We start from the raw sequence: 25,880 nt of genomic DNA on the forward strand, positions 1-25,880 counted from the left end.
GGAAGAAAAAAGCCCAAAACGGGGAAATGGACTGGTTTATTGTCAAAAATGACTTAAATGTTAATATATGCGTATGCAATTGGAAAGAACACTTTCAACTGAAGAAACAGACGCAGAACCTAGATTAAGTGATGAAGATCAGGAGTTAATCGACACCTATCACAGAGATTATCCGGGAGTGATGCGTGGCCAATTGGCAACTCAGAATCAGAAGCTGTATTTAGCGATGTATAGAAGAATATTACTGGATTGCGTTCCTGTAAGGCCCCGCTCTCCAGTGAAAGCCAAAGCTCCCATAAAAAGTCGCCGCATTATCAACGATCCAGTGATGTACTATCACATGCTCTATGCAAATGTGACGAAGGCTGCATTGTCTAAAAAAGATCCTTTTCTGTATGAACAACTGAAAAAAATGGGAAAATCAGATATTGTCCCGAACAAATACCAGAACCCTTTAGATGACTATTTGGATAATTTTGCCCACCTAGATCAAACACAGCTGCGCAAGGAACAGCCATCTCTCTACCAGCGTCTTTGGCGGAAGGGCTTGCTGAAGAACGTCCCCAAGAAAGATTTTTATGAGGAATGATTGTGACCGAGAATCAACCGCTCCACTTCCTGAATCGTCTTTTCCAGCTGCCCGTCAATATTAATCACCTTGTGAGTGCATCCATCTGCAAACGCCAGTTCTTTCTCCATGCTCGCAATCCGCCGTTTGAGTTCGTCATCAGAAATCGGTGCGCGTTTCTGAATGCGGCGTACCAGCTGCTCGGTGTTTTCCGGCAGAATGAAAATTGACTGGAGATGATACGGAGCGCTGCCACCTGCAAACAGGGGATTGCCGCTGATGCTCTGGAAGCCCTGTACATCCACTTCGCGAACGACTGTCTTTCCCTGTTGGATCATCGGGACAATCTCCTCGACCATTGTGCCGTAGTGACCGACGCCGTGGACGACGGCGGTTTCCAGGAATTTGCCGTTTTTCTCCATGTCCGAAAACTCCTCTTCTGTCACAAAATGATAGAGCTCCGTTCCTTCGCCATCGCGCCTTTGGCGGGTTGTAGCGGAGCGCGGGAAATGCAGTTCTGGGTGTGTTGCCCGTAAACGCTTGAGAATGACACTTTTGCCAACGCCGCTGGGGCCTATCAGTAAAACTAACTTACCCTGAGCGGAGCCGAACGGGTTGCCTGTTTTGGTCGTATTCTGGCTGTCCATAGGGGGATTCTACCCGATCATATCCCCTTGTCCAAAAGCGTAATTTTTGCTACAATAAAGGGTTCCGTTCCTTTTAAAACAAAGACCCTCCGCAGGGAGAAGAGACTGGTTAAAACATCCCCATAACCAATAACCCGCCCCTCCTCCCTGCCTCGCGGCTGACCACCGCGTCGATTCCTCTTCGTGAGGGATCATCCACAAACACCAACACACACGCTTTCCCCGGCTTCAAAGGGGCAAACCCAACACAAACATACACGGGACGGTGCGCCCATTACGCATCACCGTGGTAGGGGGTCTGCAGTTTGGTCACTGCTCGCACCTTAGGCACACGCGTGCTTAAGAGCTCTATCCCCACTCCACTCCGCGCTTTCCATCTGAGAGCATAGAGTGGAGTGGGGATTTTTTATGGGTTCTCAATCCAGAACCGCATCACAGCGTCTCCATCAACCTCAATGATGTCCTGCAATTCGCCACCGTTCTTTTCGATAATCCTCCGCGAGCCGAGATTGTTTTCATCACATGTGAGAAGTGCCCGGTGGATACCCAGCTCTTTTGCTTTCTGTAATGCAAGACGCAGAAGCTCCGTTCCGTAGCCCTTTTTTTGTTCGGATGGTCGGATGGAATAGCCAATATGTCCATTGCGTTTCTCCAGTGCCGGCGTCAGGTAGTGCCGGATATTCACAATGCCGATAACACGCTGATCGTCGATGAGCCAATAGGAGTGTGAGGGAACCCATCCCTCCGGAAGATTCTCGCCCCGGGCAGACTGCTCCATCCGATCAATGGCATCTGCAACTGTTGTAAACGGAGTACCCATGTTAAAGCCGTGAATAGGCTCTCCTTTAAATTCCAGAACTGCTTCCTCAAAGCTTTCTGCATAGTCCATTGATGGTTCAATCAATTCCATACAACCAAGTATATCATCATCCCAGTTCCCATAACCCATAACCAATAACCCATAACCAAACCAGTCCACCAAAAACTTCCGACAGCTCTGAAATATCCCTATACTTGCATCATGCCCCGCGCCAAAATCGCTGTCCTCTACGTGGGAGGCTCCATCGGCATGATCCGCAACCAGAAGACCGGTCGTATGGAAACGCTCGAGTCACTCGCGGAAATCCACCGGTTTCTGCCGGAACTCCAGCGCGAAGTGGCGCTCCAGTTTTTCTCGGTGTCGAACATCGGCTCATCCGAAGTGACGAGCACGGAGTGGGTGGAGATCGCTGATCTGATCAAGAAACACTACGACGAATTCGAAGGATTCGTGGTCATCCATGGCACAAACACCATGAGCTACACGGCTGCCGCACTCTCGTTTGCATTCCAGAATCTCAGCAAGCCGATCATCCTGACCGGTGCCCTGATGCCGATTGACGACCTTGCGAGTGACGGACGACTGAATTTGATTTTCGCGATCCGCGCCGCACAGCTCGATATTGCAGAAGTCTGTATTGTCCTCGGTCCCACGATTCTGCGCGGCTGCCGATCGGTAAAAGTCGAGCAGTCGATTCTCCAGACATTTGAAAGTCCGCATTTCCCGGCGCTCGGCAATTTTGGCACGAGTGTGCATCTGGAACCATGGCGTACGGTGCGTCGCAAGCGGACGCTTGATGCCAAGATCGGTTTCGATACAAACGTGCTCTCACTTACGCTGCATCCGGGTATTCCGGCTGCACAGTTTGATGCGCTGCTCTCTGCCAAACCACACGGCATCATCATCCGTTCGTACGGACAGGGCATGCTTTCCGAAGAATTGTTCCCGTGGCTCCGGGAAGTCACAAAGCAGGGGATTCCGGTCGTCATCGCGTCACAGATGCTGCGTGGCCGCATAGATATGCATCTCTACGACAAGCAATTGTTCCTCGAAGAAATCGGTGTGATTTCCGGGAATGACATGACATACGAATGTGCCGTGGTGAAGCTGATGTGGGCGCTGGCACAAACGAGGAAAATCGAGAAAGTGAAGAGTATCCTGGAGAAAGATTTGGTTGGGGAACTGAGTTCGAAATTCTGAGCTCGTTTGTACACTCTACATTCTCAATCCGAATAAAATTCAAAAATAAAAAATAGTTCAAAACAAAATTCCATTTCACCAGAATTTAGTATTTCGAATTTTCCCCCTATTTCCCTTCTCCCTCTTCATCGTCTCGTTCATGTTCCTCCATGAGCTTCTTGCCGACAATCGAACCAATCGCACCACCGATAATCAAACCCGCAATAACGCGCTTTGCGATGTGATTGTCCTTTGCCTTCTTTTTCTTCTTGAATGGCCACATGTACTGCATTGTAGCAGACATTCGAAATCCGAAGCACGAAATCCGAAAGAAAATGAAGTCCCAAACCCAATAATCAATAACCAGTCACCCCCCGTCACTCGTCCCACTCAATCTCTGGATAGTCTTTAAGATAGTGCAAAATGATGGTTTCGAGCTCTTCAAGTTTTTCCGGCGTTCTTGCTTCAATACAAATAGAAATGCGCGGAGAGGTATTGCTCTGACGGATGCCCACCCACGCCCCGTCGCCGAATTCAATGCGGGCGCCGTCCATGGTTTCCACGTCGTGCCGTTCCTGGAAATGTTTCGTGATTCTCTCCACAACATGGCTCTTGTGCTCGTCTGCAACCGTCGGTCTGCGTTCGGGGGACTGGTAGACTTTCGGGAAAGCCGCAAAGAGTGAGGATAGGGGGCCGTGCCCTGACTGCAGGATTTTGAGAACGCGCAGAGATGCCACGAGAGCATCATCAAATCCAAAGTAGTCTTCGCCACAGAAGAAATGTCCGGACTGTTCGCCGCCAAGCTTCGCTTTGTGTTCGCGCATGGCGTTTTCCACAAACGAGTGACCGACTTTGCAGAGAACCGGCTTGCCGCCCCAGGCGCTGATTTCTGTTTTCAACACGCCGGAGTTGCTCACAGTAAAGACAACCGGTGCACCCGGGAAACGCGAGAGGTGATCCTGTGCGAGGAGAAGCAGAATGTCATCCGCCGAGCGGATCATGCCGCGCTCATCCACCAGCCCCATACGGTCGCCATCACCATCAAATCCGAAACCGAGCCGGGCGCCGGTATCCTGCACTGTGCCCTGCAACTCACGCAGTGTTTCCCACTTGCTGGGATCTGCAGGATGATTCGGGAATGTGCCGTCCGGTTCTGTGTAGAGTTCTGTGACGGTTGCGCCAACCGCCCGCAACACATCGCAGTAGACAGGCCCGGCAACACCGTTACCGCTATCCACCGCAATCGACATGCCGTCGCCGACTCCTTTGAAGAGCGTAGCCAAGTGTGTGACGTACGGCGTGATGGCATCTATCTCCAGAGACGTTCCTGATCCCTTCAGGAATCGTCCTTCCTGAATGCGTGTGTGCAGACGCTGCAGATCGTCTCCGGCGAATGCATCCGCATCAGCGGTGCAGAGCTTGAGTCCGTTGTCGTGGGCGGGATTGTGACTCGCGGTGACCTGAATGCCGCCGTCGAGTTCCTGTGTGCAGATGGTGAAATAGTTCACCGGACTCGGCGTCTGGCCAATCAGCAGGACATGACAGCCGCTTTCGATCAATCCTTCCACCACCGCTCTCTCAAAATCCGGCCCATGCGTGCGTGCATCGCGGCCGACACAGAGGACGGGGTGTTCTTTGCCTGTGCGCTCGCGGACTTCGCTGCCGAAAGCCTGGCCGATCAGCCGGCAGCCTTCTTTGGTCATCTGTTCATGAGCGCGACCACGGATGTCGTACGCGCGGAAAATGCGGGGGTCGATAGACATGAACCCAGAGTAATGCAGACCGTGCGCGTATCCAACAAAATTCTCTCAGGAAACGGTGTTGCCTCCGCCCATCACGCTCAGGATAAAGTTGATGATGGTATAGCTCAGAATAATGATGAGCAGACCGATGAGGGCACGGATGATGAGATCCTTGGAACTCTTGTACTCGTCATCATTCCCGAAGTTCACAATCATGCGGACACCTGCGTAAATGACGATGGCCACCGCGATGAGTGCAAGGAAGGACAGAAGGTTTGAAATAATCACCGTCACGCTGGTGATAATCGCTGTTGCATCACCTCCACCGCCCATTTCTCCGAGCGGCTGCAGATCGACAACACCGAGTGTCAGTTTGATGGCCGGGAGCAGGGAAATCATCAGGACGCCGGACGCGATACCGAAAATCGTCTGACGCATGTTCGTCACCTCCTCTTCTTTTCCAAAGCTGCCGATAGCGCGGATGACACTGACAATAATCATCAGCACACCCAGAGCCGCCATGGCGACAAGGAACCAGTTCACGAGTCCGTACACAGTTGCATTCAGACGTCCCGCACCTGCAGCGTTGAGAATGCCTTCGGTGTAGAATGCTTTCACAAGTTCCTGGCTGATATAAATAAGCATGATACCAATCAGCGTTGCGGAAATTGTGCGCTTTGCAGTCGCCAGTTTTCCCTCGTCTTCGCTCACGACAAGACTGAAGCCGGCGCGGACAACAAGGAAAATGCCGGTCGGGAGAATAATGCCCCAGATGGCGGCAACAACACCGCCTGCAATACCTTCAATGCCACCTCCCCATCCTGCACCCGTGAAAGACGGCAACAGGCCCGCGCCGACGCGTGTCACGACACCGCCGAGCCCTTGGGCATGCGCCTGTTCGACAAAAATCAGAGAGAGGAGCCGGTTGAGGAAAGAGAGTGCGATCATGACAGGAAGGAGAACCCACCCGGGTTCAGCTGGATAATGAAATTCACAATGGTGTAACTGGTGAGCATGATAATCAGTCCGATGACCGTTCCGAAAATAGTTTTCTTCGCTTTGTCTTTCAGTCCTTCATCAGTCGATACCACCAGGAAGAGTCCCGCGACGATGAATGTCAGCACGGAGAGTCCGCCAATAAGGACAATCAGGAAGTTGGCAATACCGATCATCTGTACCGCAAGATCAGACGATCCGCCTGAACCAGGCAGGAAGTCCGAGACCACCGTTGTCGCAAGCGTGATGATGGCGACGCCAATAAGCGTGTGGAAGAAACGCTGCTTCTGTTTTTCAATTTCCGAATCCTGACCCTGCAGAATAATCAGGCGGATACCCTGATACACCACGACCGCAGTCAATGCTGTTCCGACCATCACGCGCATAAAGAAGACAATAACATGCAGCGTGTCGCCCACCACGGCAGGGCTCACAAGCACGCCGGAGTTATCTGTTCCGTATGTTCCAAACGGCTGACCGACAGCCTGCACAATGAGAGTCGCAAGCGTCACAATGGCAGCACCTGCAATACCATAGGTGTAGGCACTCTTCACTTCTGAAATCGTACTTTCATCCGAACTTTCCATCATCAGACGGATGCCGTACTGGGTGAAGAGGAGAATGGCTGCTGCAGAAAAAACCAGACGCGCACCGTTGAAGAGCGTGGTTTCTACATACATTGCCGCGCCCAGTGAACCGCCACCCGGACAGTAAAGCGACGTGATGAAACACACAGTACTGAGATTCACCGATGTTGCGACCGGTTCCACTGCCAGAAACCCGGTTTCCGGAAGCAGTATTCCAACCAAGCCGGTGAGGAGAGCGAGTGGACGGAGAATGCGCATAAATCCATTAATTATAGCAGAAACAGCGTTTTGGCGCAATTTGTACTTTTAGATCATACGATGCTCTATATGCCGTTAAAATCAGGTTTCAGCCACAAATAATCCACCATTTCCTAGAAGCTGAAAGCAAAAAGCTATAAGCTATCCTCATGCAACAATTCTCCACATCCTCCTCACGTCCCATCGTCTTTTCAAGCGGCGCAGAAGCGCAGGTCTATTTTCTCTTTGCTATAGCCATGGGATTGACCGCTCTGGGTACATTGATCGGCATACAGACGTTCCAGTACCTCTCATCCCCACTGCTGATTACCTGTGTCATTGTGGAATTGCTGATTATTTTGACAGCATCCATGTGGACCTACATGCAGCCCTTGAAATATATCCTGTTTGCTGTTTTTCCGTTCCTGTCCGGTTTCACGTTTACGCCGTATATCATGAGTATTCTGGCGAATTACGTGAATGGAGGATCTATCCTTCTGAATGCATGCATCAGCACTGCCCTCATGGCGATGGCATCTGCCGTCTTTGCAAAAACGACAGCGGTGAATTTGTCCGGATTCGGGCGTTTTCTCTTCTTTGCAGTGCTCGGATTGCTGTCTTTCGGCATCCTGCAGATCTTCTTCCCGGGCCTGCGGACTCCGCAGCTGGAAATGCTTCTCTCAGGTGCGGGAATTCTCGTGTTTGCGGGCTTTACGGCCTATGACCTGCAACGCATCCAGACGATGTCCCGGCATGGCCAAAACCCCTTTTTGCTGGCCATAAATCTCTATCTCGACATTTTCAACCTGTTTCTTTATATCGTCCGGTTTATGCTGGCCATTTCCGGAGACAGGCGATAAAGGGAATCTGCCCGTATATTCAGCAGAATTGCCCTTTACAGGGCTCTTCCAAATCTCTACTCTAGGCGAACCTTACTGATTCCGCCCCATGTCAAAGCGTCCTACACCCAAGAAAAAGAGAGCCAAGCGCGCAACCCGCATGCAGCACTCTCATTACATCTCTCTGGAGGTGGCACGTTTGCGTGAGCGTCAGAATTCGCCGTATAACACCCCTGCAGAACCGAAGAACGCAGGAGACAAGGCTCTCAAGAGCATTACAAGAATCAAGGCCTAAGCCTTATTTCTTCTTGAATCAGCCGTTTTTTTCTTCACCCCACCATGGCTCGCAGACGTCATCTCTCCCGAATAGCCGTCATGCAGGCACTGTTTGAGCGTGAAAACCGCCCGGAGGTGGATGTGCATCAGTCTCTTCTTTTAAATGAAGCGGAGCTGGGGGATATGGATACGCCTTTTGCAGAAGAACTTCTGAAAGGTGTGGTCGATCACTACGACGAACTGTGTACCTTGATCCAGGAACATGCACCGGGATGGACACTGGAACGCATGGACCCTGTTTCCCGTTGCGTCCTTTGTATGGGTGCGTACGAAATGCAGTATGCAAAAGATGCACCACCTGCCGTCATCATTAACGAAGCGATTGAGATTGCCAAAGAGTTCGGAACGGACGAATCAGGAAAATTCGTGAACGGAGTCCTGAACGCCATGATCCAGAAATAGTTAGACTTCAAGGTTTTCGTTTTCAGTTCTATACTCGGCACATGCAACCGTCCTCAAACACCAACGCCACCTCCAATTTTCTCGCACTCGAAAAGACGATCGATTTCCATTTCCGGAATCGTGAACTTCTGGTACAGGCTCTCACACACCGCAGCTCTGTCCGCGAAAGCAAACGGAGCGGCCACAACGAACGCCTGGAATTTTTGGGAGATGCGGTGTTGGAACTTGCTGCAACTGAGTATCTGTACCACCTCTCCGAGAAGCCCGAAGGTGAATTGACCAACTGGCGCTCCGCACTCGTGCAGCGTGAACACCTCGCAGCCGTGGCCCGCGACATCCAGCTCGGCGTACAGCTCATGCTCAGTCGTGGGGAGGAAGCAAGCGGCGGCCGCGACAGAACGTCGACACTTGCGAACGCTCTGGAAGCGCTTATTGGAGCCATTTATCTCGATAAGGGCTTTGAGGCTGCGAAGCAATTCTGCTTCACATTTATTCTCCGCAGACTCGAAGGACTTCTGGCAGCCGGCAAAGACCGTGACGAAAAGAGCGTGTTCCAGGAACGTGCTCAGGAAAAATTCGGCATCACCCCGCACTACGAAACCATCGATGCGGTTGGCCCGGACCACAACAAAGATTTCACCTGCGCGGTATTCATTGGGGAAGAGAAAGTGGCGGAAGGAAAAGGAAATAGCAAGCAACGGGCGGAGCAGGCGGCGGCGAAGGCGGGGCTGAAGGCGAAGGGGTGGAAGTAAGATCTTATTTTTAGCTAAACCAAAACTTCCTCTCCCCCAGAGCGGGAGAGGAGCGAGGAGAGGGTTGCTTGCTGAATACAATCCAACACTCTTTCTAAATCATCAAAAACTTCCTGATTAGTAAATCTCAAAACAGTGAACTTCTGTGCTACTAAATATTCTTCTCGTAATCGGTCATACTTCTGCTGATATTTATGGATTTCTCCATCAACTTCAATAATAAGCCGTGCTTCAAAGCAGATAAAATCAACGATGAAGTGGTCTATAGAGACTTGTCGTCTAAATTTATAACCCATTATTTTCTTGCGGCGCAATTGAGTCCAGAGCCGAGCCTCTGCAGATGTTTGCTTTCGCCGAAGGCGTTTTGCGAATTCGGTGTTTCTTACCATAAGCGGGTATTCTCCTTCTCCCTAACCCTCTCCCGCAAGGGGAGAGGGGACGGTCGTACACTTAATAAACCTTTTGCTTATATTTATGGTATTTCTCAATCGTCGCCTTCACCGGCTCAAACAAATTCTTTGGCAAACTGTCCAAAGAAACCCACATCCATTTCTCCCAATCCTCAGAAGGCTTGTCCAGATTCAGTGCACCATTCACAGCTGCGAGGCACCCAATGCCTATATAATGATTTCCGAAGGCAAAATTTTCATGCACACCGAGAATGGTCATCGATGTTAGTTTTGCATCAAAAAGATCTTGAAGATTGCGCATGACTGCAGCCTCAATCGTTTCTTGAAATCGGATATCATCACCAGGGAGGCCATATAATTTCTCCTTTCCCTGAAGCCATTTTTCTGAGGGCATCCCCAGAAGGACTTGTTCATCTTTAATAATCAGGACATCAGTATTCACATGAGGAAATTTGTCCATATCCTAAAAGTCGAAACCTAGAAGCTAAAAGCTCATTTACCCCTTCATCTTAATCTCAATATCCACACCGCTCGGCAGGGACAGAGACTGGAGGGCTTCAACTGTCTTGAAGGTTGTTTCGGTCAAATCGATCAAACGGCGGTGTGTACGCATTTCGTACTGGTCGCGGGCGTTCTTGTGGACGAATGTCGACTTGTTGAGGGTGAATTTGCGGATGTTGGTCGGCAGTGGAATCGGGCCATGCACAATGGCACCGCTGCGCACTGCAGTATCGATAATCTTGGCTGCTGCTTCATCCAGGACACGGTGGTCGAAGGCGCTCAGACGGATGCGGATACCAGAAATACCGTCAGCCTTCTTTTTGGAGGGCTTTTCCGCCGGCTCTGCTGCTTTGGAGGCTTTCTTGGGAGAAGCCTTTTTTTCGAGGTCCTTGGGGGTTTTTGCAGTCATAGCCTAGAGGAGAAAGAACAGGGATGGGGGTAAAAAGGGTTTTTTGAGGGGCGCAAGATAGCGCCCCTCAAACCCATTTGCAAGCTTATTTAACGATCTTGGTTACAACGCCGGCTCCGACGGTGCGTCCTCCTTCGCGGATAGCGAAGCGGGAACCTTCTTCCAGAGCGACTGGAGCGCCCAGGGAGACCGTGAATTTGACGTTATCACCCGGCATGACCATTTCCACGTTCTCAGCGAGTGTCACAGATCCAGTCACGTCCGTTGTGCGGATGTAGAACTGAGGCTTATAACCCTTGAAGAACGGTGTGTGGCGTCCGCCTTCCTCTTTGGTGAGGATATACACTTCAGACTCGAAGTCTGTGTGCGGCTTGATGGAACCCGGCTTAGCCAGAACCTGGCCGCGCTCGATGTCCTCGCGCTCAATACCACGGAGGAGAAGACCAACGTTATCTCCAGCCATTCCGGAATCCAGGAGCTTGTGGAACATTTCAACACCTGTACAGACGGTCTGCTTTGTCTCGCGGATGCCCACGATTTCGAGCGGATCGTTGATGTTCACAACACCCTGTTCGATACGGCCTGTAGCCACTGTTCCGCGTCCCTTGATGGAGAACACGTCTTCCACGGACATCAGGAACGGCTTATCAAGCGCGCGCTGAGGATCCGGGATGTAGGAATCGAGCGTATCGAGGAGTTCCTTGAGCTTTCCGATAGCTTCTGCGTCACCTTCGACTGCCTTGAGGGCAGAACCGCGGATGATCGGGGTCTTGTCTCCCGGGAAGCCGTTCTTTGTGAGCAATTCGCGGATTTCCTCTTCCACAAGCTCGATGAGCTCAGGATCCTTCACCATGTCACACTTGTTGAGGAAGATGACGATGTACGGAACGTTCACCTGGCGAGCCAAAAGAACGTGTTCACGAGTCTGGGGCATTGGGCCGTCTGCTGCGGAGACCACGAGGATGGCACCGTCCATCTGAGCGGCACCGGTGATCATGTTCTTGACGTAGTCGGCGTGTCCCGGACAGTCAACGTGCGCGTAGTGGCGCGTTGCGGACTCGTATTCGACGTGTGCGGTGTTGATCGTGATACCGCGTTCACGCTCTTCTGGAGCGTTGTCGATCATCGAGTAATCCTTCTTTTCCCCTTCGGGAGAGAAGTTCATAGAGAGCGCTGCAGTCAGCGTGGTCTTTCCATGGTCAACGTGACCGATGGTTCCCACGTTTACGTGCGTTTTGTTGCGCAGGAATTTCTTAGCTTCAGCCATACGGTAAGGGGAAGAAAAAGAGAAATAGAGATCCAGTTTTCCGGTACCAAATTGTTCAAATGGTCCTTGAAAGCTGGGGTAGTGTAGGGAATTGGCAGTTGCGGGTCAACAGGGATTCAGAAGAGGGAAAACGCATAGCAGGGAAGAAATTAATTGCTGTAGGCAGTACTCCGGATGACCGATTCCTGCTGCTCGATCCAGAAGAATTCCTGAGAGGTACCGGAATCACCATCTAACCAGCGGATGTGGCTGGACTCACTGCTGACACCTTTCAATGTGGCATCTGTGAAGGAATCAAGCGAGACCTGCAGCGTGGATCTGCCGAAGAAGGCTGTATCCGTATCGGTTACTTCTCCTTCGAGAACAAGGACAGAGGAAGATGATGGCGGAAGAATCGTGTTCACCGCTCCATCCGCCATATTCCAGCAGGCGACGTGGAATGTGGATGCGCCCTCCGTGTAATCCAGCACGGAACAGGGTGTTTTGGTCGTTGTATCGGCCCGGTTATACAACTTGAAGCTGTTGGGATTCATCTGGATGTTTGCCAGATTGACGGTGAAGATCAGATCCGTGATGGTTGCTTTGTTGAGGCCGTTCTTTGTATTGCCGTTGTATGGTGCGAAGAAGCGGAAGTGCCCGATAGGCGCAACGCCGCTCGGGATAGCGGTGCCATCAACTTCCCAGCTGGCATTTTCCACTTTGCTGAATCTCTGCAAAAGGATTGTGTGGATGGTACTCGTCACAGCCTGATGTATGCCTGGTGTCGGTGTTCCTATAAAGAACTCACCCTGGTCTACCGAGTCTCCGTTGGAAATGGTCAGCAGATTTTGAGAGGTGACGCCGCGGGCTTCCACAACGCCGGGAAATCCGGGATCCAGCGAAATACCAATCTCCTGGCCGCTCACTGCACCCTGTTCGTCAGACTTCAGCTGTGCTTTCACGCTGAGTTCCATGGGAGTACCCGGGAGAACAGACAGTGCGGGATTGAAGGTGACACAGAAGGCACTGTTACTGACAGACGGGCATTTTGTCTTCTGTGCATAGCCGACAACCCCTGTATAGCCGGATGCAAAGACCTGCAGGTGATCTATGCCACTGAAACCATTACCCGGAATAAAGAATGCCATCTTGGACACAGAGATTGTTTCACGCTCGGCGCGCAGTTGTGCCCGGAACAGAATGTCGGACAACGCACCTCCCAGTATCTGATGACTCGGAACAGGAGTGGCGGATTTGGTGATGTACAGCGCTCCCTGCTGTGCCACATTGATCTTTTTCGGGGGGAGTGTGATCAGCTGCATGCTGCAGGATGACACGGGACAGACGCCGTTTTTACTCATGCCCGAGAGTGCCAGGCCGTTTGCAGTATTCAGAGCAGTGACCGGCTGCGCGATATTCATGAAGGAATAACCGAGCTGGATGTTGCTGACAGGTGAGAGCATGTCCGCGCGCATTTCAAACAGTGTTTTCGTGCCTCCTACAAATGTACGATTGTTGGTGAAGCTGACAGCGGCCGGACCGTCTGCCTTCTGTTTTGCGTTGAAGAGCGTTTCAGCTGTGCCGTCTCCATTCGTATCCATATAGAGCGAGTAGTGCTGCATTTTCAGGGCGCCGCTGCTGTTCTGACTGTTCCAGAGCATATCGCCCCCGAAAATCATCAGGACCAGCTGGACATTGGTGTCACTGCGGGTTTCGACTTCAAAACGTTTCAGAAGAATACCCTTCTGACCCGGCAGCACGATTTCATTGGCGCCGATATCAAGCTCGCGAATCGTCAGCATAGCGGATCCATTTGATGGCTGTGATGTTGGCTGCTGTGCGGAACTGCTGCTTCGTGCAGAGGAGCTTGGAAGAACTGTAACAGAGCTGCGGGAGGACGAAAGGGTGCTCGCGGAGGATGGGAGAATCGGAGTGGCAGACGAGGAGGACGACCGGCTGCTAGATGCAGGAGGGGAGAAGGAGGCAGTGGATGAAGTTGCTACTTCCCGGCGGCAATTTTCGGAGCACCCGTCACCGCGGCGCACATTTCCGTCATCACAGTCTTCGCCGAGTGCCGCTGTCAGAATAGTGTCCCCACAGTAGAGCCACTTACAATTCAGACAGTTGCTGGCTGTTGCGTCACACTCTTCTCCCAGAGACGGAGTGACAACGCCGTCACCGCATCGTTCGCTGGTGCAGGAGGCTGAACATCCGTCACCTGCTTTCTTGTTTCCGTCATCACAGGCTTCACCAGTCTGGAGCAGGCTGTCTCCGCAATACACCGGAAATCCCCCGGTTCCTCCAATGCCGCCACTCGGCAGACTGGATGCCGGTCCGTCCATGGGTCCATCCCATGGTCCTTCCACACCTCCTCCTGTCGAACCGTCACAGGGAGTGCTTTGCCAGACGCCGTTACAGTAGTACTCAATAACAGCTCCCCCGGACGATGCCGCACTGGAAGCACTGGATTCTACTGTCTGGCTGACCGGCTGTAGCGCCAGTCCGTCTGCAATGGTAAGAGTATTCCCTCCTATAAGGGTAATGCGCAGCGTCCCCGCATTCATCGTGATGGTGCCGATTTTTTCCCAGCCCATGGAGTCATACGCTGCATCATTCGGAACATTCCGCTGATCCGCTGTGAGGGCAGGCTGCGAGACAATCAGACCGTCGCTTTCGGTGGAAACGTTATAAAGCGCTGCCGCATTGTTTGTCCCGAATGGAGTCCATGTTGCGTAGATATTATAGGTATCCGCATTCAGGTTCGTGAATGTCCAGGTTGCGCTGGTGTCGGTGTCCGCACTCAGAAGATGAGTAAAATCCCGCTTGTATGATTTGGCGTGAGCGACCGGTGTGCCGCCGTTTGTGGAAAACCCGCTGTCGCCATCATCCATCACCGTAAAATTCAGCTGGTATGGATAGGGAAGTGCAACCTGTGCTTTCAGTGCCGTATCAATCGCAACGTTTCCAGACAGGCCGACGAGTGCCGCCAGCCACAGGAACGAGGGGCGGACGTGCACGTGCTTTTTCTTCTTCTTTACCATGAACAAGGGGGAAGAGGCTTTTCAGTTCATATCTTAATCACAATGGTGCAGAGAAACTATATGCGGCAAAAAAGAGACTTTGCACAGTGATCATTTTTTGCTCTCTTGCTAGGATGCATGCATGAATAAAGAGGAGCGCATCGCCGGATTTGTGGAGGAGATCTGGGCGTGGTACATGCGGCATAAGCGCATTCTCCCATGGCGCGATCTCGCAATCGCCGACGACACGCAGCGTGCGTACATGGTTCTTGTCTCCGAAATCATGCTGCAGCAAACACAGGTGCCGCGCGTTATGATTATCTTCAAGCGCTTTCTCGATGAATTCCCCACTGTTGCTGCTCTCGCTCAGGCCTCAAACAAAGAGGTGATCCTGGCGTGGAAGGGGATGGGCTACAACTCGCGCGCCCTGCGTCTTCGCGATGCGGCAAACATTATCATCGACGAACATCAGGGGATATTTCCCAAAGAGATGGATCAGCTGTTATCGATCAAAGGAATCGGTCCCTACACAGCCGCCGCCATCCGCAACTTCGCATTCAACATCCCGACGCCGTGCATCGACACAAATATCCGCCGCATTCTGCACCGTACGTTTGTCGGACCAGAAAGTGATGAAGGAACATGGGACATGAATGATCGCGCGTTGCTGAAAATTGCCGCAGAGGTACTGGATCACGCTGTGCAGACAGTGCCCGCCGGACTCAAGGGTGCTGCCGATTGGCATGCTGCCCTCATGGACTTTGGCTCGCTTGTGCAGACAAAATCGAATCCCAAGTGGGACATCTGTCCGCTCACAGAAAAAAACCTGATGAAAGCAACGCCAAAGAACTTTCCTGAAAGCCGAAAGCTGAAAGCCAAAAGCTCATCCAAAGAGCCCGGCCGCATGATGGGTGCCACCTATATTCCGAACCGCATCTTCCGCGGTCGCATTGTCGATGCGTTGCGCGAGCATCATCAGGGTCTTGATTTCGATCTGATCGGTCAGGAAATCTGCACGGACTGGACTGATGAACATCATCTGTGGCTTGAGCAACTTCTCCTGAAACTCAAAGCGGACGGCCTGATTGCCGTCCGCAAGGATCGCTATGTGCTGGGGGATTAAATCCTTAACATTTGCGGTAGCGCCAGATCTCGCCCTTATCCAGATTGAAGAGATAGATTCCCTTCTGCGGTGTGTACCATGCCGGCTGGAAGAGCCCCAGGCTTGCGGGAATGCTTGCACCGGCACTCAGGGTGTTCGTCTCGAGGTTATACTCCAGAATCGCATTCTGACCGTTGCCCGTAAAGAAGGAGAGCGTCTTGTGACTTTCATCAAAGAGCATCTCGCGCGGACGCTGTGATCCGGAGGTCAGGCTGCTTGCATACCCCGGTACTGTTGCCGGGAATGTTGCGATTTTCGACAGCATTTTTGTTGCCGTATCCAGTTTGTAGAGTGAATGAACGTAGGTGTATGTATACGGCTGCTGTGTGATGGTGATCTTGCGGTAGAGAATATAGGCGGTCGATCCATCTGCACTGATAACAGATGCGCTCGGTGTTTCTGCCGGGCCGTTTGCAATGTGCGTATAGACAACGGTGTTACCACTCAGATCAAAATATCCGACCTGCGATCCGACGCCTACAGCGCTGTTACTCTTTGCGGCAAAGTAGTAGAGGCGCTTGTTTAGTGCATCCCATGTTGTCGTCACCATATCAGACGACCATTCGGATTCTCCGGATGTCTGGAGCGGATTCTGGGGTGCACCATCAAAGGTGAATGCGACCGGCCAGACTTTCATAGTGGCAAGATTCAGATCAAACAGGCTCCAGTTGTAGTCGATCAGATTGTTGTGTGCGATATAGAACGCATGCGGCTGACCGTTTTTTGTCACATGCGCAATCTGCCCAACCGGCGTTGCGTAGTAGGAACGGTAGAACCATTCTTTCCAGTCGAAGGCGCTTTTATTGGAAACACGGTCAAATTCCGGAGTGTACGTTGCGACACGTGCTGCTGTCGGGATGAAGGACAGAGTGGTGCCGTTTTCGCCCCAGGCGGAGAAGTTCCACGGCCAGCCGGCACGATCTCCTGCGAGTGCAGAGGGACCCGGGATGCTGGTCTTCATTTTCTCAAATTCATTACAGGTGGTCCACGCAACAGGCTGTGCCGGTGCGCTTGAGGAAGAACTTGATGATGCAGAGCTCGCCTGACACGGCGGCGGATTCTGCACAGAGATGGCATTATTCGGATAGGCAATCGCAAAGGATGTTCCCGGCTGGAATTCGAGGGTTGCACTGGCCTGGTAGTTTGCGACCGGACACGGGGTGGTGCGTGTCAGGACAAGGCCGACACCAAGACCGTTCGGGGAATTACCGCGGACCGTCAGGCCCGCAGACTGACCCTGGGGACAATCAAACGTGCGGCGTCCGCCGAGTGCCTGTACATTTCTGAGCGTGCACGGCAGTCCCATCAGTGTGGCTGCGCTCCAGGATGCATCAACGGTTGCGGAAATGCGGACATCCTGCACATCAGCAGGACTCTTGTTGATGACGGCAACCGGCATCAGCAGTCTGCTGCAGGTTGCATCCATACATTGATTGCCGGATGTGCCCATCACGTTCTGCTTGATGGCAATAAGATCTCCTGCATTCTGGGCTGTGGACTGTTCTTCGGTCACCGTGACCATATTGCTGCAATCATTGGCATTATTGCCGTGACAGAGAGCGTAGCCCTTTCCTGCAGCAAAGGACGGGTTCATGCTTGAGAGGAACAGAGTGACCGGACTTTCCCTGCCGCAGAATGCATTCTGGTTCACAGCAGACTGGAAATTGATGTCATTCAAATGCGTACAGATGTCATTGTTCTTCTGGAATGTGACAACGACGGTATCGCCATACGGAATGGTCGGCGTTACTTTGATGATTTTTACCGACTGCAGCACGGTGGAATTCTGCACGGTGAGAGAAGACGATGCGGACGATACCGGCTGGGCGGATGAAGAGGAGGAAGACCGGATTGATGAGGACGATGAGGACGATGACGAACGGATAGAAGATGCAACCGGTCCCTGTGTACAGGCTGCAGGGATGGTGGCAAAGACGGAGTTATTGCTGCGGTCCACTTCGTAAATGCTCGCCGGTGCTGACTGCAGCAGGACTGCGGTGCGCGGAGAGCTGACCGGACACTGTACGTCCGTCGTGAGCACGAGTGAATATGTTTGTGTAGTCTCAGCAGGAATAGTCAGAAGCGGGCTGCCGGGACAGTCGAACATGCGGGCAGTCGGAAGGTCGACAATCATACACGGGACACCATTCAGTGATCCCGCCGTCCATGATGTATCGAGGTTGACCGCAATCATGGTATTGGTAGCGGCGGTCGGTGCAGTGTTTTTGAGAGTGACCGGAATGGAGATGGTGCGGCAATCGCTCGACAAACAGGCGGCAGTCCCTGCACTGATAGAGAAGCGGTCGAGAGGGGAGGTGTCCACCGGAGCAGCAACGCACAGCTGCATGCCCTGGGTTTTCGTGATCTGCTTGTCGACTCCCTGGTCTTTATACGTGAACGTCATCACATAATCTCCTCTGCCACAGGCCGTGTAATCGGTAACGGTGAAGGGGAATGTGTAACCAACGCCCTTGTTTGCATCGCGGCTTATACCGGTGCATTCAATAATATTACTGTTTGCCGTACAGGTTCCGATATTCATGGTATTGCCTGGCGTGTCGGCCTCAATACCTGTCGGAAATTCGATGCGCAATGTGCCATCTGTAAACGGCGTACTGAATGCTGCAATCGTTGCGAGCATGGAGTGCGGTGTGTTTTTCGGGAGATAGCCAAGCGGCGCATTAATGCTGGTGAGCACTGTGACAGAAGAGGAAGACGATCCGCCGCTGCACCCCTGCACCTTGATCGTGTTCGACATGATCACATAGCCGGATGCGTTCACCCGCGCCGTCAGAGGAATCTCCGCACAGGGAAGTGTATTCAGTGTTCTGACCGGCAGTGACAATGTCATGGCATGCTGCGCCTGGAAATTCATGCCGACACACGACATGGAGTTTGCGGTAATGCTGCAGTTCGGAAGGGTGCTCTGACCTTCTGTAATGATGCCTGTCGGCAGATTGAAGGTGAAAGACACATTCTGAAGCGTGGTCGACGCCGTCGTATTTTTTATGACGAGCGTGTAGGTCGCAGACATATTTTTCTGAAGCCCATTCGGGCCTGTCAGCGTTGCAGTCATCGGTGCGCCGGGAGTGGTTGATGCGCGTGATGAAGAGGACGCGGGAGCTGAGGATGTTGTCTGTGCCACAGATGCGGCAGCAGACGATGTTGTGCTGTTTCCTGCAGAGCTTGTCTGCGCAGAAGACGCCGGGTCACAACTGACGCTCCATGCGGCAAAGTTGGAATAGACCTGCTGCAGATCCACTCCATCCCTCACACGTCCGCCTGCAACCAGACGAATCATTTCCAGAGCATCACATTTTGCAGAAGACTGTACGACAAACGGGAAAGTGAAGTGCCGTGTCTGACGTCCATCAAGCGTGAGATTCTGACAACTGACCGTGTTTCCTTGCCCGCTACAGTTGCCGGATGTTCCTTCGACCGGCACTGAATATCCCGTAGGCATCGCAAGGGAAAATTTCACGGAATCAAGAGTCATGTCTCCGGTATTTTTGACATCAAAATCAATGTTCACAATGGACCCTTTCCTATAATCCCCGAGCGGACTTGCAAGGACAACCTGAAGCGGCATCGCAAGCAGCACATCATCGCGCGTAGGTGTATTGCTCGTCGGGAGGAATGTGGGGACGACGGTTGTATTGGTGTTTGTGACGGTGGAGGCTGCAGATCGTGCTGCTGCACTACTGACAGGAGCTGCCGGGCGCAATCCTGTGACAGACGGGATTGTTCCTGCCTGTACCATCATGCGGATTCCTTCGTTACAGCGGAAGAAGAGATCACGATCCGTGCGGACGAGATACAGCTTTCCGCGGGTAAATGCCTTCAGCTCATTATCCGTTGCACCTGATACATACGTCTTCGCTTTTTCTGTACTGTTTTTGCCGGTGTATTCCTCGACAGAAAAACGGATGACCCTGTCTGCAGCAAGAGCTGCGTCCATGAGCGGGAATGTTTCTGCAATTGTTTCTTTATTGATGCAGAAGAAGATCGTATCTTTCCCCGCTTTCAGCGTCAGACCCTGTTCAGCCTGAGCCGTCGTGGAGAAAACCGTCTCCGCGCGCAGCATGTCCCTTGTCGCAAATGCGATAAGACCAATGCTGGCGACAAGAGCCACGAGGGTGGCGGTCCTGCGGATGGATGTGTGTGTCATACGAAACAGAGGAATAAATCTTCTAATTGTAGCAGAAAAGGCGTTTTTACACAATATGCAGGTATGCACACAAAAAAGAGCGTCGGCTGGGACGCTCTTTTTTAAAAGACATCTATTCTGGCTTATTTCGCCGTTTCCTCGATTCTGCGCTCACGAATGACATTCACCTTGATGACGCCCGGGTATGTGAGCTCATTTTCGATCTTCTTGGCAATATCCTTCGCCAGACGTTCCTGGTTCAGATCATCCACACGGGTTGTATCCACAAACACGCGGATTTCGCGGCCCGCAGAGAGAGCAAAGGCGCGGGAGACACCCTCGAAGGTCTTGGCCACTTCCTCGAGCTCGCGGAGACGCTTGAAGTAGTCCTCAATGGATTCGCGGCGTGCACCCGGACGTGCGCCGGAGATGGCATCAGCGGCAGCAACCACAAACGCTTCCGGGCTTTCCATCGGGATATCTTCGTGATGAGCAGCTACACAGTGAATGACCTCCGGACGGATTTTGTACCGCTTACAGATTTCCACACCAATCTCCACGTGCGTGCCCGTCACTTCATGGTCGAGCGCCTTTCCGATGTCGTGGAGCAGACAGCCTTCGACCACAATCTGCGGATCAGCCCCGATTTCCTCCGCCATCATGCGTCCGATCCCCGCCATTTCCACAGAGTGCTTGAGCACATTCTGGCCGTAGGATGTACGGAAGCGGAGGCGACCGATAATTTTCAGGAGGTCCTGCGGATAGCCGACAATACCGAGTTCTTCCACTGCGCGCTTTCCGAATTCGAGCATCATCTTTCCCACTTCCTCTTTCTGCTTGAGGACAATTTCCTCAATGCGTGCCGGCTGAATGCGGCCGTCCTTCACCAGTTTTTCCATCGAGAGCTTCGCGACGTAGCGGCGTGCAAGGTCATAGCCGGAAATCACGATCACGCCTGGCGTATCGTCAATAATGACATCCACACCGGTCGCCATTTCAAACGCGTTAATGTTGCGGCCTTCCTTTCCGATAATCTTTCCCTTCACGTCATCGCTCGGGAGCTGGACGACCGTTGCAGTCGATTCCGTTGCGACTTCCGAGGCATAGCGCTGCATGGCCTGGGCCATGAGATCTTTTGCTTTTTCTTCGGATTCCTCTTCCATCTGTTCCCGCTTCAGCTTGATCTGCTGGGCAAAGAAACCGGAGAATTCCTCTTCGAGCTCTTTCTTCAGTTCCTCCTTGGCTTCAGCTTCATTGAGCTTGGCCACTTTTTCCAGAGCTTCGCGGTGCTGCTTCTGGGCATCTTTCAGTTCCGCTTTCAGTTCGGTGATTTCTTCCTCTTCTTTGGTAAGCATTTCACGCTGGCGCTCGACCTCTTTCACTTTGCCGTCGAGTCCTTTTTCTTTTTCCTCCAGACGTGCCTGGTCTTTTTCCAGCTTGGTCTGGAATTCATTCGCGCTCAAACGCGCTTCAGAAATAATTTCTTTGGCTGTTGCCTTGGCCTCTGCTTCAGCGGCTTTAATCTGGGAGCGTGCATCGCTCAACTGGATCTTCACCTGTGTGAGTTCCTTTTCATACTGCTGGATTTCCGCCTGCAGGCCGCGGGAGATGGCTTTTCCTTTACTGAACCAGAACCATCCGGCGAGAAGTCCGAGAAACAGGCCCGCGAGCAGGCCGAGAAAGACGATTGTGTAATCCATAAGAGGGGGAAGGAGTGACAAATAGGGCACTCCGGCGAAGGTTCTGTGAGGAAACGAGGATCAGTCGTACGATGAACATCATCGCAACGGCGACGATCGAGAGAATCCAGAGGGAGAAGGCGCTTAGATGCATAAGAAGGATGCGAGCGTTCCGGTATCAATCGCGGAGTCGAAAAAAGTATAGCGATGCCGCATGCGGATAGCGAATGTTTCAGGAAGGAGCTCTGCAATTCAATTTTTCAGTATGGAGAGCCAAAAAGTCTTGCAAACATTTCTACAGTATGTCGCTCTGATGCGTTTTGTTCTTGAGAAGCCTAGAACAGCCGATTTGAGCAAAGGGAGGCGCAATACTCATACTCACTATCGCGCTGATCGATCGATGCCATCCTTTCCTATCCGCCGGACTGGTGTGATAGCAACATGCACTCCTCCAAGCAGTACCCGCACAGAGTTTGTTCTGCCGTTAGCATTTTGATCTCATTTTGTGTTCAAATTTTGTGGCCACATACGGCCTTTGCAGATGATGTATACACAGGCACCGGCTCTGCACTGATGGGGGAGGCCCCGGTTGTATCAGCCTCATCCTCGTCTCTCTTGGCGCCTGCTTCTGTCGTGATTAGTGAAATCATGTGGATGGGTTCCGATAGAAGCACTGCTGATGAATGGGTGGAAATTGCGGGCGTGACACCAGTGGGCAGTGTCGCCTCATCGCCACGGTCACTCAGTGGATGGACACTCACGACAGTCAAAGATGGAGGCATTGAATCTGTCATCGCCCGCTTCCCGGCATCGATCACTATTGCATCAGGCAGCTATCTGGTCCTGTCTAACTATGGAAAAGAGGCATCACGTCTCGCGATCGATCCTACGATGACATCCACAACAATGAGTCTGCCCAATACAAAGCTCCTCCTGCGCCTGAGAGATGCACAGGGAGTGCTGATTGATGAAGCAGATGATGGAGTCGGCAATCCTTTTGCAGGTGCCAATCCCGCATCAAATGGTCCCAAGGCAAGCATGGAACGGATACATCTGCATCAACCAGGATCAGTCGCTCCCAACTGGCGCAGCGCAACAGAGAGCAGGGGATTTGATGAGGGGGTCCCAATATTCGGCACGCCAGGACAGGCGTCTGTCATCACCACCCCCATAATCAGTTCTTCATCAAGTCAGTCATCTTCATCCTCGTTGGTCATCTCCTCATCTATCGCATCTTCTTCAGCATCGTTTTCAAGCGTATTTTCAGCAGAAATATCATCAAATTTTTTAAGTCTACCTATTCATGTTCAGCCCTATTTAAAGCTAAAAATAAATGAACTACTTTCTAATCCAATAGGATCGGATGACTCTGAGTGGTTGGAGCTCAAAAACACAGGATCAGATCCGGTGAATTTGTCGGGTATGACGATCAGAGTCGGAACAGTCGGACAGAAAATTCGCGTCTCTGGATCAGGGATGATTGTATCCGGCAGTGGGATCATCCTGATCCCCAAAAGCCTCGTCGGTTTCAGTCTGACGAATAATGGTGCGACAGTCCGGCTGGAATCCGGTTCCACTATTATTGATACCTTCACCTATCCGTCGTATCCCGATGGCGTGAGTGCAGGACGTGTGACGGGGGATGCGGGACCTGAGTCTGGAGAGGCATCGTCCGGAATTATTCCCTTTTGTGTCCCCACGCCGGGCGCCGACAACCTGATCATCCCTCCCGATCCGCAGATTGAGATTCAGTCCGGAAAGCCTGTCAGCCAGGCACCAGTCACCCTGAATCTGTCGGTGACCGCAGGGAGTGGAGCCCTTGTCGGCGGCAGTTGCAGGTTCGATTTTGGAGACGGCTTTACGAGTGACAGTTGTAATCCTTCGTCACACACAATGAAGATAATTGGCGATTATACTATCAATATGGTATTTAATGATTACTGTGGTAATACAGTAACACGATCTGTTTCCGGGACGGTGACCTCGAAGCCATTCAGTATCCGCACTTCCGGAAAGCAGGCCAAGGGGAGTGTGCCTGCACTCTGTACCCCCTCTTCCTTCTCCGGAGTGAGCATCACGGAGCTTCTGCCAAACCCGAGTGGAGACGAGGAGGGAAGTGAGTGGATGGAGCTCCGGAATGACACCGATGAGTATCGTCCTCTGTGTGGCTGGTTTCTGGACGATGGCGCCGGAGGCAGCCGACCCTTCTCCCTGGCTGCATACGAACTCCCGCCAAGGTCCATCATCGCCCTTCCCCGGAAGCAGTCGAAGATCGCGCTGAATAATGATCATGATATGGTCCGTCTGATAGCGCCTCTCCCTGCGGGCGGAACAGGGGTTCTGCACACTGTTCTCTTCGACCATGCACCGGATGACGAATCCTATGCAGTCGATGGGAGTGGCAGCTGGATCTGGACACCCTATCCAACACCAGGAACAGAGAATCGTTTTCAGCAGGCATCCAGCGTTTTTCAATCGTCACCTCTTCAGATCAGTGCTGCATTCCCAAACCCCCATGGCCCCGATACATGGGATGAATGGATTGAGATCACGAATACCGCAGGTTGGCCGATATGGCTGAATGGATGGACTATCCGCAATACACAGGGCAAAGAACTGGATCTGACTGGAACCGTTCTTTCCAAGCTTTCTACAAAGAAGATCTACCTATCCAGACTCAAATACACACTCGGCAATGAACAGGAAACACTGGAGCTCGTCGATACAGACAGCGTTGTCCGCTCGATTCTCACCTGGAAAAATGCAAAAGAAGAAGCGATACAAAAGCAGTTTATGAGTCCAAAGAAGAAACAAAGTGTCCTCGTGCGGCAGATACTGGATGAAGAAACATTGTTGGTGCAAACAACCGATGACCCGGAGAGTCTTTTGAAAGTGAGACTTCTTGGAGTGGCATTCCCTCAAAACTCCAAAGAAAATGCAGATCTATCCTCTTTAAAAATAAAAAATGAATATTTCATAAGAAGCCTGATCATAAACAAAAAAATTGATCTAGAATTTGATTCAATACAAAAAGATGCCGATGGCATCACGCAGGCATATGTCTGGAAAGACGGAAAAAATCTGCAGCAGGAACTTCTGGTACGCGGACTCGTATCAGTGGATCCGTATGCTCAAAGCGGAAGGCTCCAGGAGTATGAGATCTACGAAGCTATGGCAAAAACCCTTCAAGAAGGATTGTGGCAGAGCGAGGTTCTTACTGCCTATGCAGATACCCAGAAAGTCGAAGCAGAGCACTGGAATGCCCTTCAGACGCGCGGGCTCACCCTCAAAGCAGATCAGCCAGAAGGATTGATCGCATCGGGAACTGTGCTGCAGCTTCTGGCCAATCAGCCATCCAATCTCTATGTATCTATCAACAATGCTCCTTTCCGCATGCTCTCCGGAAGTATTCTTTTGGCATCCAATCAAACCATTCGTGCATATGCAGAAGCGCAGTTCTCCGATCGTAGCCCTGTCCGCAGTCCTGTTATTCAGAAAACCTTTATTGCCGATACCAAAGCTCCAAAGCGCGCCATCCGTATTAGTGAAGTCTATCCATCCCCACTGGCTGGAGAAGTGGAGTGGATAGAATTGGAGAACAGAACGTCTGAACCTGTCTCACTTGGAGGGTGGCAGTTGGATGATGCGGAAGGAAAAGGAAGCAAGCAGTGGATGATTCCTGCAGATGTAGTGATACCCGGTCATAGACGACTCCTTTTCCCCTTTGCTGTCACGAAAATCAGTCTAAGCAATAGCGGTGACGAAGTCAGATTGCTGTATCCCGCAGGAACACCCGCAGATACTGTTGTCTTTCAATCTGTGAAAAAGGGGAGGGCTGTGGCCTGGGATACCATCACTAGTCGCATTTGTCAGACCGATACACCGACACCGTTGGATGCAAATATTTGTTTTATAAAGAACAAAAAAAGTACTCAGAAAAAATCAAAGAAGAAAGCCATCAATAAGAAACAAATACAAATAAATTCAGAGGTAGAAAAGAGTGTGCAGAAAAAAGAGAATAGCCTCTATAAGACACTGCTTGCGCAGATAGGTGCTACAAATGCAGTGGGTACGTATTCGCCTATCTTTAGTCTACAAGACGGTCTTACCTTTATCTTTGTCCTGATGATTGGCTTATTTGCCGTATTTTTCTGGAAGAGAAATGATACATAGAAAAGAGGGAGAAAAATTGACTCCCTGA

At 51.7% G+C, this 25,880-nt stretch carries 21 protein-coding genes; 9 read left to right on the forward strand and 12 right to left on the reverse strand.

The genetic code is table 11. From position 1 onward, the window contains the following. Positions 1-67 precede the first annotated feature (67 nt). Positions 68-589, forward strand: a complete 522-nt coding sequence (locus K8942_02140; GenBank protein ID UPA22990.1) for a hypothetical protein — start codon at positions 68-70, stop codon at positions 587-589. Here the strand turns inward: K8942_02140 and K8942_02145 are convergent. Next, positions 577-1,215, reverse strand: a complete 639-nt coding sequence (locus K8942_02145) for a hypothetical protein (GenBank protein ID UPA22991.1) — start codon at positions 1,213-1,215, stop codon at positions 577-579. The two genes, K8942_02140 and K8942_02145, sit on opposite strands and share 13 nt — an antisense overlap. Before the next feature lie 406 nt (positions 1,216-1,621). Beyond that, entirely contained in the window at positions 1,622-2,125 is a 504-nt protein-coding gene (locus tag K8942_02150; protein ID UPA22992.1) for a GNAT family N-acetyltransferase, read from the reverse strand. A gap of 111 nt (positions 2,126-2,236) precedes the next feature. Between K8942_02150 and K8942_02155 the strand changes: the two genes are divergently transcribed. Further along, positions 2,237-3,235 carry an asparaginase gene (locus tag K8942_02155; protein ID UPA22993.1) on the forward strand — a complete coding sequence of 333 codons (999 nt, stop codon included), beginning with the start codon at positions 2,237-2,239 and terminating at the stop codon, positions 3,233-3,235. A 106-nt stretch (positions 3,236-3,341) separates the two neighbouring features. On the opposite strand, the gene K8942_02160 is transcribed toward K8942_02155, so the two are convergent. The 4 genes from K8942_02160 to K8942_02175 all read right to left on the reverse strand — a co-directional run bounded on the left by K8942_02160 (position 3,342) and on the right by K8942_02175 (position 6,797). Then, a complete protein-coding gene (locus tag K8942_02160) occupies positions 3,342-3,497 on the reverse strand; it encodes a hypothetical protein (GenBank protein ID UPA22994.1) in 156 nt (51 codons plus the stop codon). A 94-nt stretch (positions 3,498-3,591) separates the two neighbouring features. Further along, complete coding sequence (locus tag K8942_02165) at positions 3,592-4,977, reverse strand: phosphomannomutase/phosphoglucomutase (protein UPA22995.1); 1,386 nt, start codon at positions 4,975-4,977, stop codon at positions 3,592-3,594. Positions 4,978-5,022: 45 nt separating this feature from the next. Further along, positions 5,023-5,904, reverse strand: coding sequence for a hypothetical protein (locus K8942_02170; GenBank protein ID UPA22996.1), 882 nt, complete (start codon positions 5,902-5,904; stop codon positions 5,023-5,025). Beyond that, positions 5,901-6,797 (reverse strand): pilin, encoded by an 897-nt coding sequence (locus K8942_02175; GenBank protein UPA22997.1) that lies wholly within the window; start codon positions 6,795-6,797, stop codon positions 5,901-5,903. Before K8942_02175 ends, K8942_02170 begins: the two co-directional genes overlap by 4 nt. A 149-nt stretch (positions 6,798-6,946) precedes the next feature. Here K8942_02175 and K8942_02180 point away from each other — a divergent pair, with 149 nt between their 5' ends. From K8942_02180 to rnc, 4 genes are all read left to right on the forward strand, one after another. Further along, positions 6,947-7,636, forward strand: a complete 690-nt coding sequence (locus K8942_02180) for a Bax inhibitor-1 family protein (GenBank protein ID UPA22998.1) — start codon at positions 6,947-6,949, stop codon at positions 7,634-7,636. An 88-nt stretch (positions 7,637-7,724) separates the two neighbouring features. Further along, positions 7,725-7,910, forward strand: coding sequence for a hypothetical protein (locus K8942_02185; protein ID UPA22999.1), 186 nt, complete (start codon positions 7,725-7,727; stop codon positions 7,908-7,910). Between the two features lie 44 nt (positions 7,911-7,954). After that, positions 7,955-8,353: a transcription antitermination factor NusB gene (nusB, locus tag K8942_02190; GenBank protein UPA23000.1), complete on the forward strand. Its 399-nt coding sequence runs from the start codon at positions 7,955-7,957 to the stop codon at positions 8,351-8,353. Between the two features lie 41 nt (positions 8,354-8,394). Then, a complete protein-coding gene (gene rnc, locus K8942_02195) occupies positions 8,395-9,105 on the forward strand; it encodes a ribonuclease III (GenBank protein ID UPA23001.1) in 711 nt (236 codons plus the stop codon). Between the two features lie 14 nt (positions 9,106-9,119). Here rnc and K8942_02200 read toward each other — a convergent pair whose 3' ends face one another. The 5 genes from K8942_02200 to K8942_02220 all read right to left on the reverse strand — a co-directional run bounded on the left by K8942_02200 (position 9,120) and on the right by K8942_02220 (position 14,712). Then, complete coding sequence (locus tag K8942_02200) at positions 9,120-9,494, reverse strand: DUF559 domain-containing protein (GenBank protein ID UPA23002.1); 375 nt, start codon at positions 9,492-9,494, stop codon at positions 9,120-9,122. Between the two features lie 61 nt (positions 9,495-9,555). Beyond that, positions 9,556-9,975: an NUDIX domain-containing protein gene (locus K8942_02205; GenBank protein UPA23003.1), complete on the reverse strand. Its 420-nt coding sequence runs from the start codon at positions 9,973-9,975 to the stop codon at positions 9,556-9,558. Positions 9,976-10,011: 36 nt separating this feature from the next. After that, a complete protein-coding gene (rpsJ, locus tag K8942_02210) occupies positions 10,012-10,425 on the reverse strand; it encodes a 30S ribosomal protein S10 (GenBank protein UPA23004.1) in 414 nt (137 codons plus the stop codon). A gap of 85 nt (positions 10,426-10,510) precedes the next feature. Continuing rightward, the gene (tuf, locus tag K8942_02215; protein ID UPA23005.1) at positions 10,511-11,692 is read right to left on the reverse strand and encodes an elongation factor Tu; all 1,182 of its coding nucleotides are present in this window, start codon (positions 11,690-11,692) and stop codon (positions 10,511-10,513) included. A gap of 149 nt (positions 11,693-11,841) precedes the next feature. Then, positions 11,842-14,712 carry a hypothetical protein gene (locus K8942_02220; GenBank protein ID UPA23006.1) on the reverse strand — a complete coding sequence of 957 codons (2,871 nt, stop codon included), beginning with the start codon at positions 14,710-14,712 and terminating at the stop codon, positions 11,842-11,844. A gap of 121 nt (positions 14,713-14,833) precedes the next feature. On the opposite strand from K8942_02220, the gene K8942_02225 reads away from it, so the two are divergent. Then, the gene (locus tag K8942_02225; protein ID UPA23007.1) at positions 14,834-15,814 is read left to right on the forward strand and encodes a hypothetical protein; all 981 of its coding nucleotides are present in this window, start codon (positions 14,834-14,836) and stop codon (positions 15,812-15,814) included. Positions 15,815-18,910: 3,096 nt separating this feature from the next. Next, complete coding sequence (locus tag K8942_02230) at positions 18,911-19,072, forward strand: hypothetical protein (protein UPA23140.1); 162 nt, start codon at positions 18,911-18,913, stop codon at positions 19,070-19,072. A 1,071-nt stretch (positions 19,073-20,143) separates the two neighbouring features. Here the strand turns inward: K8942_02230 and rny are convergent. Further along, the gene (gene rny, locus K8942_02235; GenBank protein ID UPA23008.1) at positions 20,144-21,700 is read right to left on the reverse strand and encodes a ribonuclease Y; all 1,557 of its coding nucleotides are present in this window, start codon (positions 21,698-21,700) and stop codon (positions 20,144-20,146) included. Between the two features lie 495 nt (positions 21,701-22,195). Between rny and K8942_02240 the strand changes: the two genes are divergently transcribed. Then, on the forward strand, positions 22,196-25,852 hold the full coding sequence (locus K8942_02240) for a lamin tail domain-containing protein (GenBank protein ID UPA23009.1): 3,657 nt from the start codon (positions 22,196-22,198) through the stop codon (positions 25,850-25,852). Positions 25,853-25,880: the final 28 nt, after the last annotated feature.

The sequence above is a fragment of the Candidatus Peribacteria bacterium genome, assembly GCA_023038255.1.
GTDB lineage: Bacteria > Patescibacteriota > Gracilibacteria > Peribacterales > Peribacteraceae > CALREJ01.

Excerpts from the sequence above, each read along its gene's own strand:
- K8942_02140 (UPA22990.1), top strand. The coding sequence starts at position 68 with ATGCGTATGCAATTGGAAAGAACACTTTCAACTGAAGAAACAGACGCA.
- K8942_02145 (UPA22991.1), bottom strand. The coding sequence starts at position 1,215 with ATGGACAGCCAGAATACGACCAAAACAGGCAACCCGTTCGGCTCCGCT.
- K8942_02150 (UPA22992.1), bottom strand. The coding sequence starts at position 2,125 with ATGGAATTGATTGAACCATCAATGGACTATGCAGAAAGCTTTGAGGAA.
- K8942_02155 (UPA22993.1), top strand. The coding sequence starts at position 2,237 with ATGCCCCGCGCCAAAATCGCTGTCCTCTACGTGGGAGGCTCCATCGGC.
- K8942_02160 (UPA22994.1), bottom strand. The coding sequence starts at position 3,497 with ATGTGGCCATTCAAGAAGAAAAAGAAGGCAAAGGACAATCACATCGCA.
- K8942_02165 (UPA22995.1), bottom strand. The coding sequence starts at position 4,977 with ATGTCTATCGACCCCCGCATTTTCCGCGCGTACGACATCCGTGGTCGC.
- K8942_02170 (UPA22996.1), bottom strand. The coding sequence starts at position 5,904 with ATGATCGCACTCTCTTTCCTCAACCGGCTCCTCTCTCTGATTTTTGTC.
- K8942_02175 (UPA22997.1), bottom strand. The coding sequence starts at position 6,797 with ATGCGCATTCTCCGTCCACTCGCTCTCCTCACCGGCTTGGTTGGAATA.
- K8942_02180 (UPA22998.1), top strand. The coding sequence starts at position 6,947 with ATGCAACAATTCTCCACATCCTCCTCACGTCCCATCGTCTTTTCAAGC.
- K8942_02185 (UPA22999.1), top strand. The coding sequence starts at position 7,725 with ATGTCAAAGCGTCCTACACCCAAGAAAAAGAGAGCCAAGCGCGCAACC.
- nusB (UPA23000.1), top strand. The coding sequence starts at position 7,955 with ATGGCTCGCAGACGTCATCTCTCCCGAATAGCCGTCATGCAGGCACTG.
- rnc (UPA23001.1), top strand. The coding sequence starts at position 8,395 with ATGCAACCGTCCTCAAACACCAACGCCACCTCCAATTTTCTCGCACTC.
- K8942_02200 (UPA23002.1), bottom strand. The coding sequence starts at position 9,494 with ATGGTAAGAAACACCGAATTCGCAAAACGCCTTCGGCGAAAGCAAACA.
- K8942_02205 (UPA23003.1), bottom strand. The coding sequence starts at position 9,975 with ATGGACAAATTTCCTCATGTGAATACTGATGTCCTGATTATTAAAGAT.
- rpsJ (UPA23004.1), bottom strand. The coding sequence starts at position 10,425 with ATGACTGCAAAAACCCCCAAGGACCTCGAAAAAAAGGCTTCTCCCAAG.
- tuf (UPA23005.1), bottom strand. The coding sequence starts at position 11,692 with ATGGCTGAAGCTAAGAAATTCCTGCGCAACAAAACGCACGTAAACGTG.
- K8942_02220 (UPA23006.1), bottom strand. The coding sequence starts at position 14,712 with ATGGTAAAGAAGAAGAAAAAGCACGTGCACGTCCGCCCCTCGTTCCTG.
- K8942_02225 (UPA23007.1), top strand. The coding sequence starts at position 14,834 with ATGAATAAAGAGGAGCGCATCGCCGGATTTGTGGAGGAGATCTGGGCG.
- rny (UPA23008.1), bottom strand. The coding sequence starts at position 21,700 with ATGGATTACACAATCGTCTTTCTCGGCCTGCTCGCGGGCCTGTTTCTC.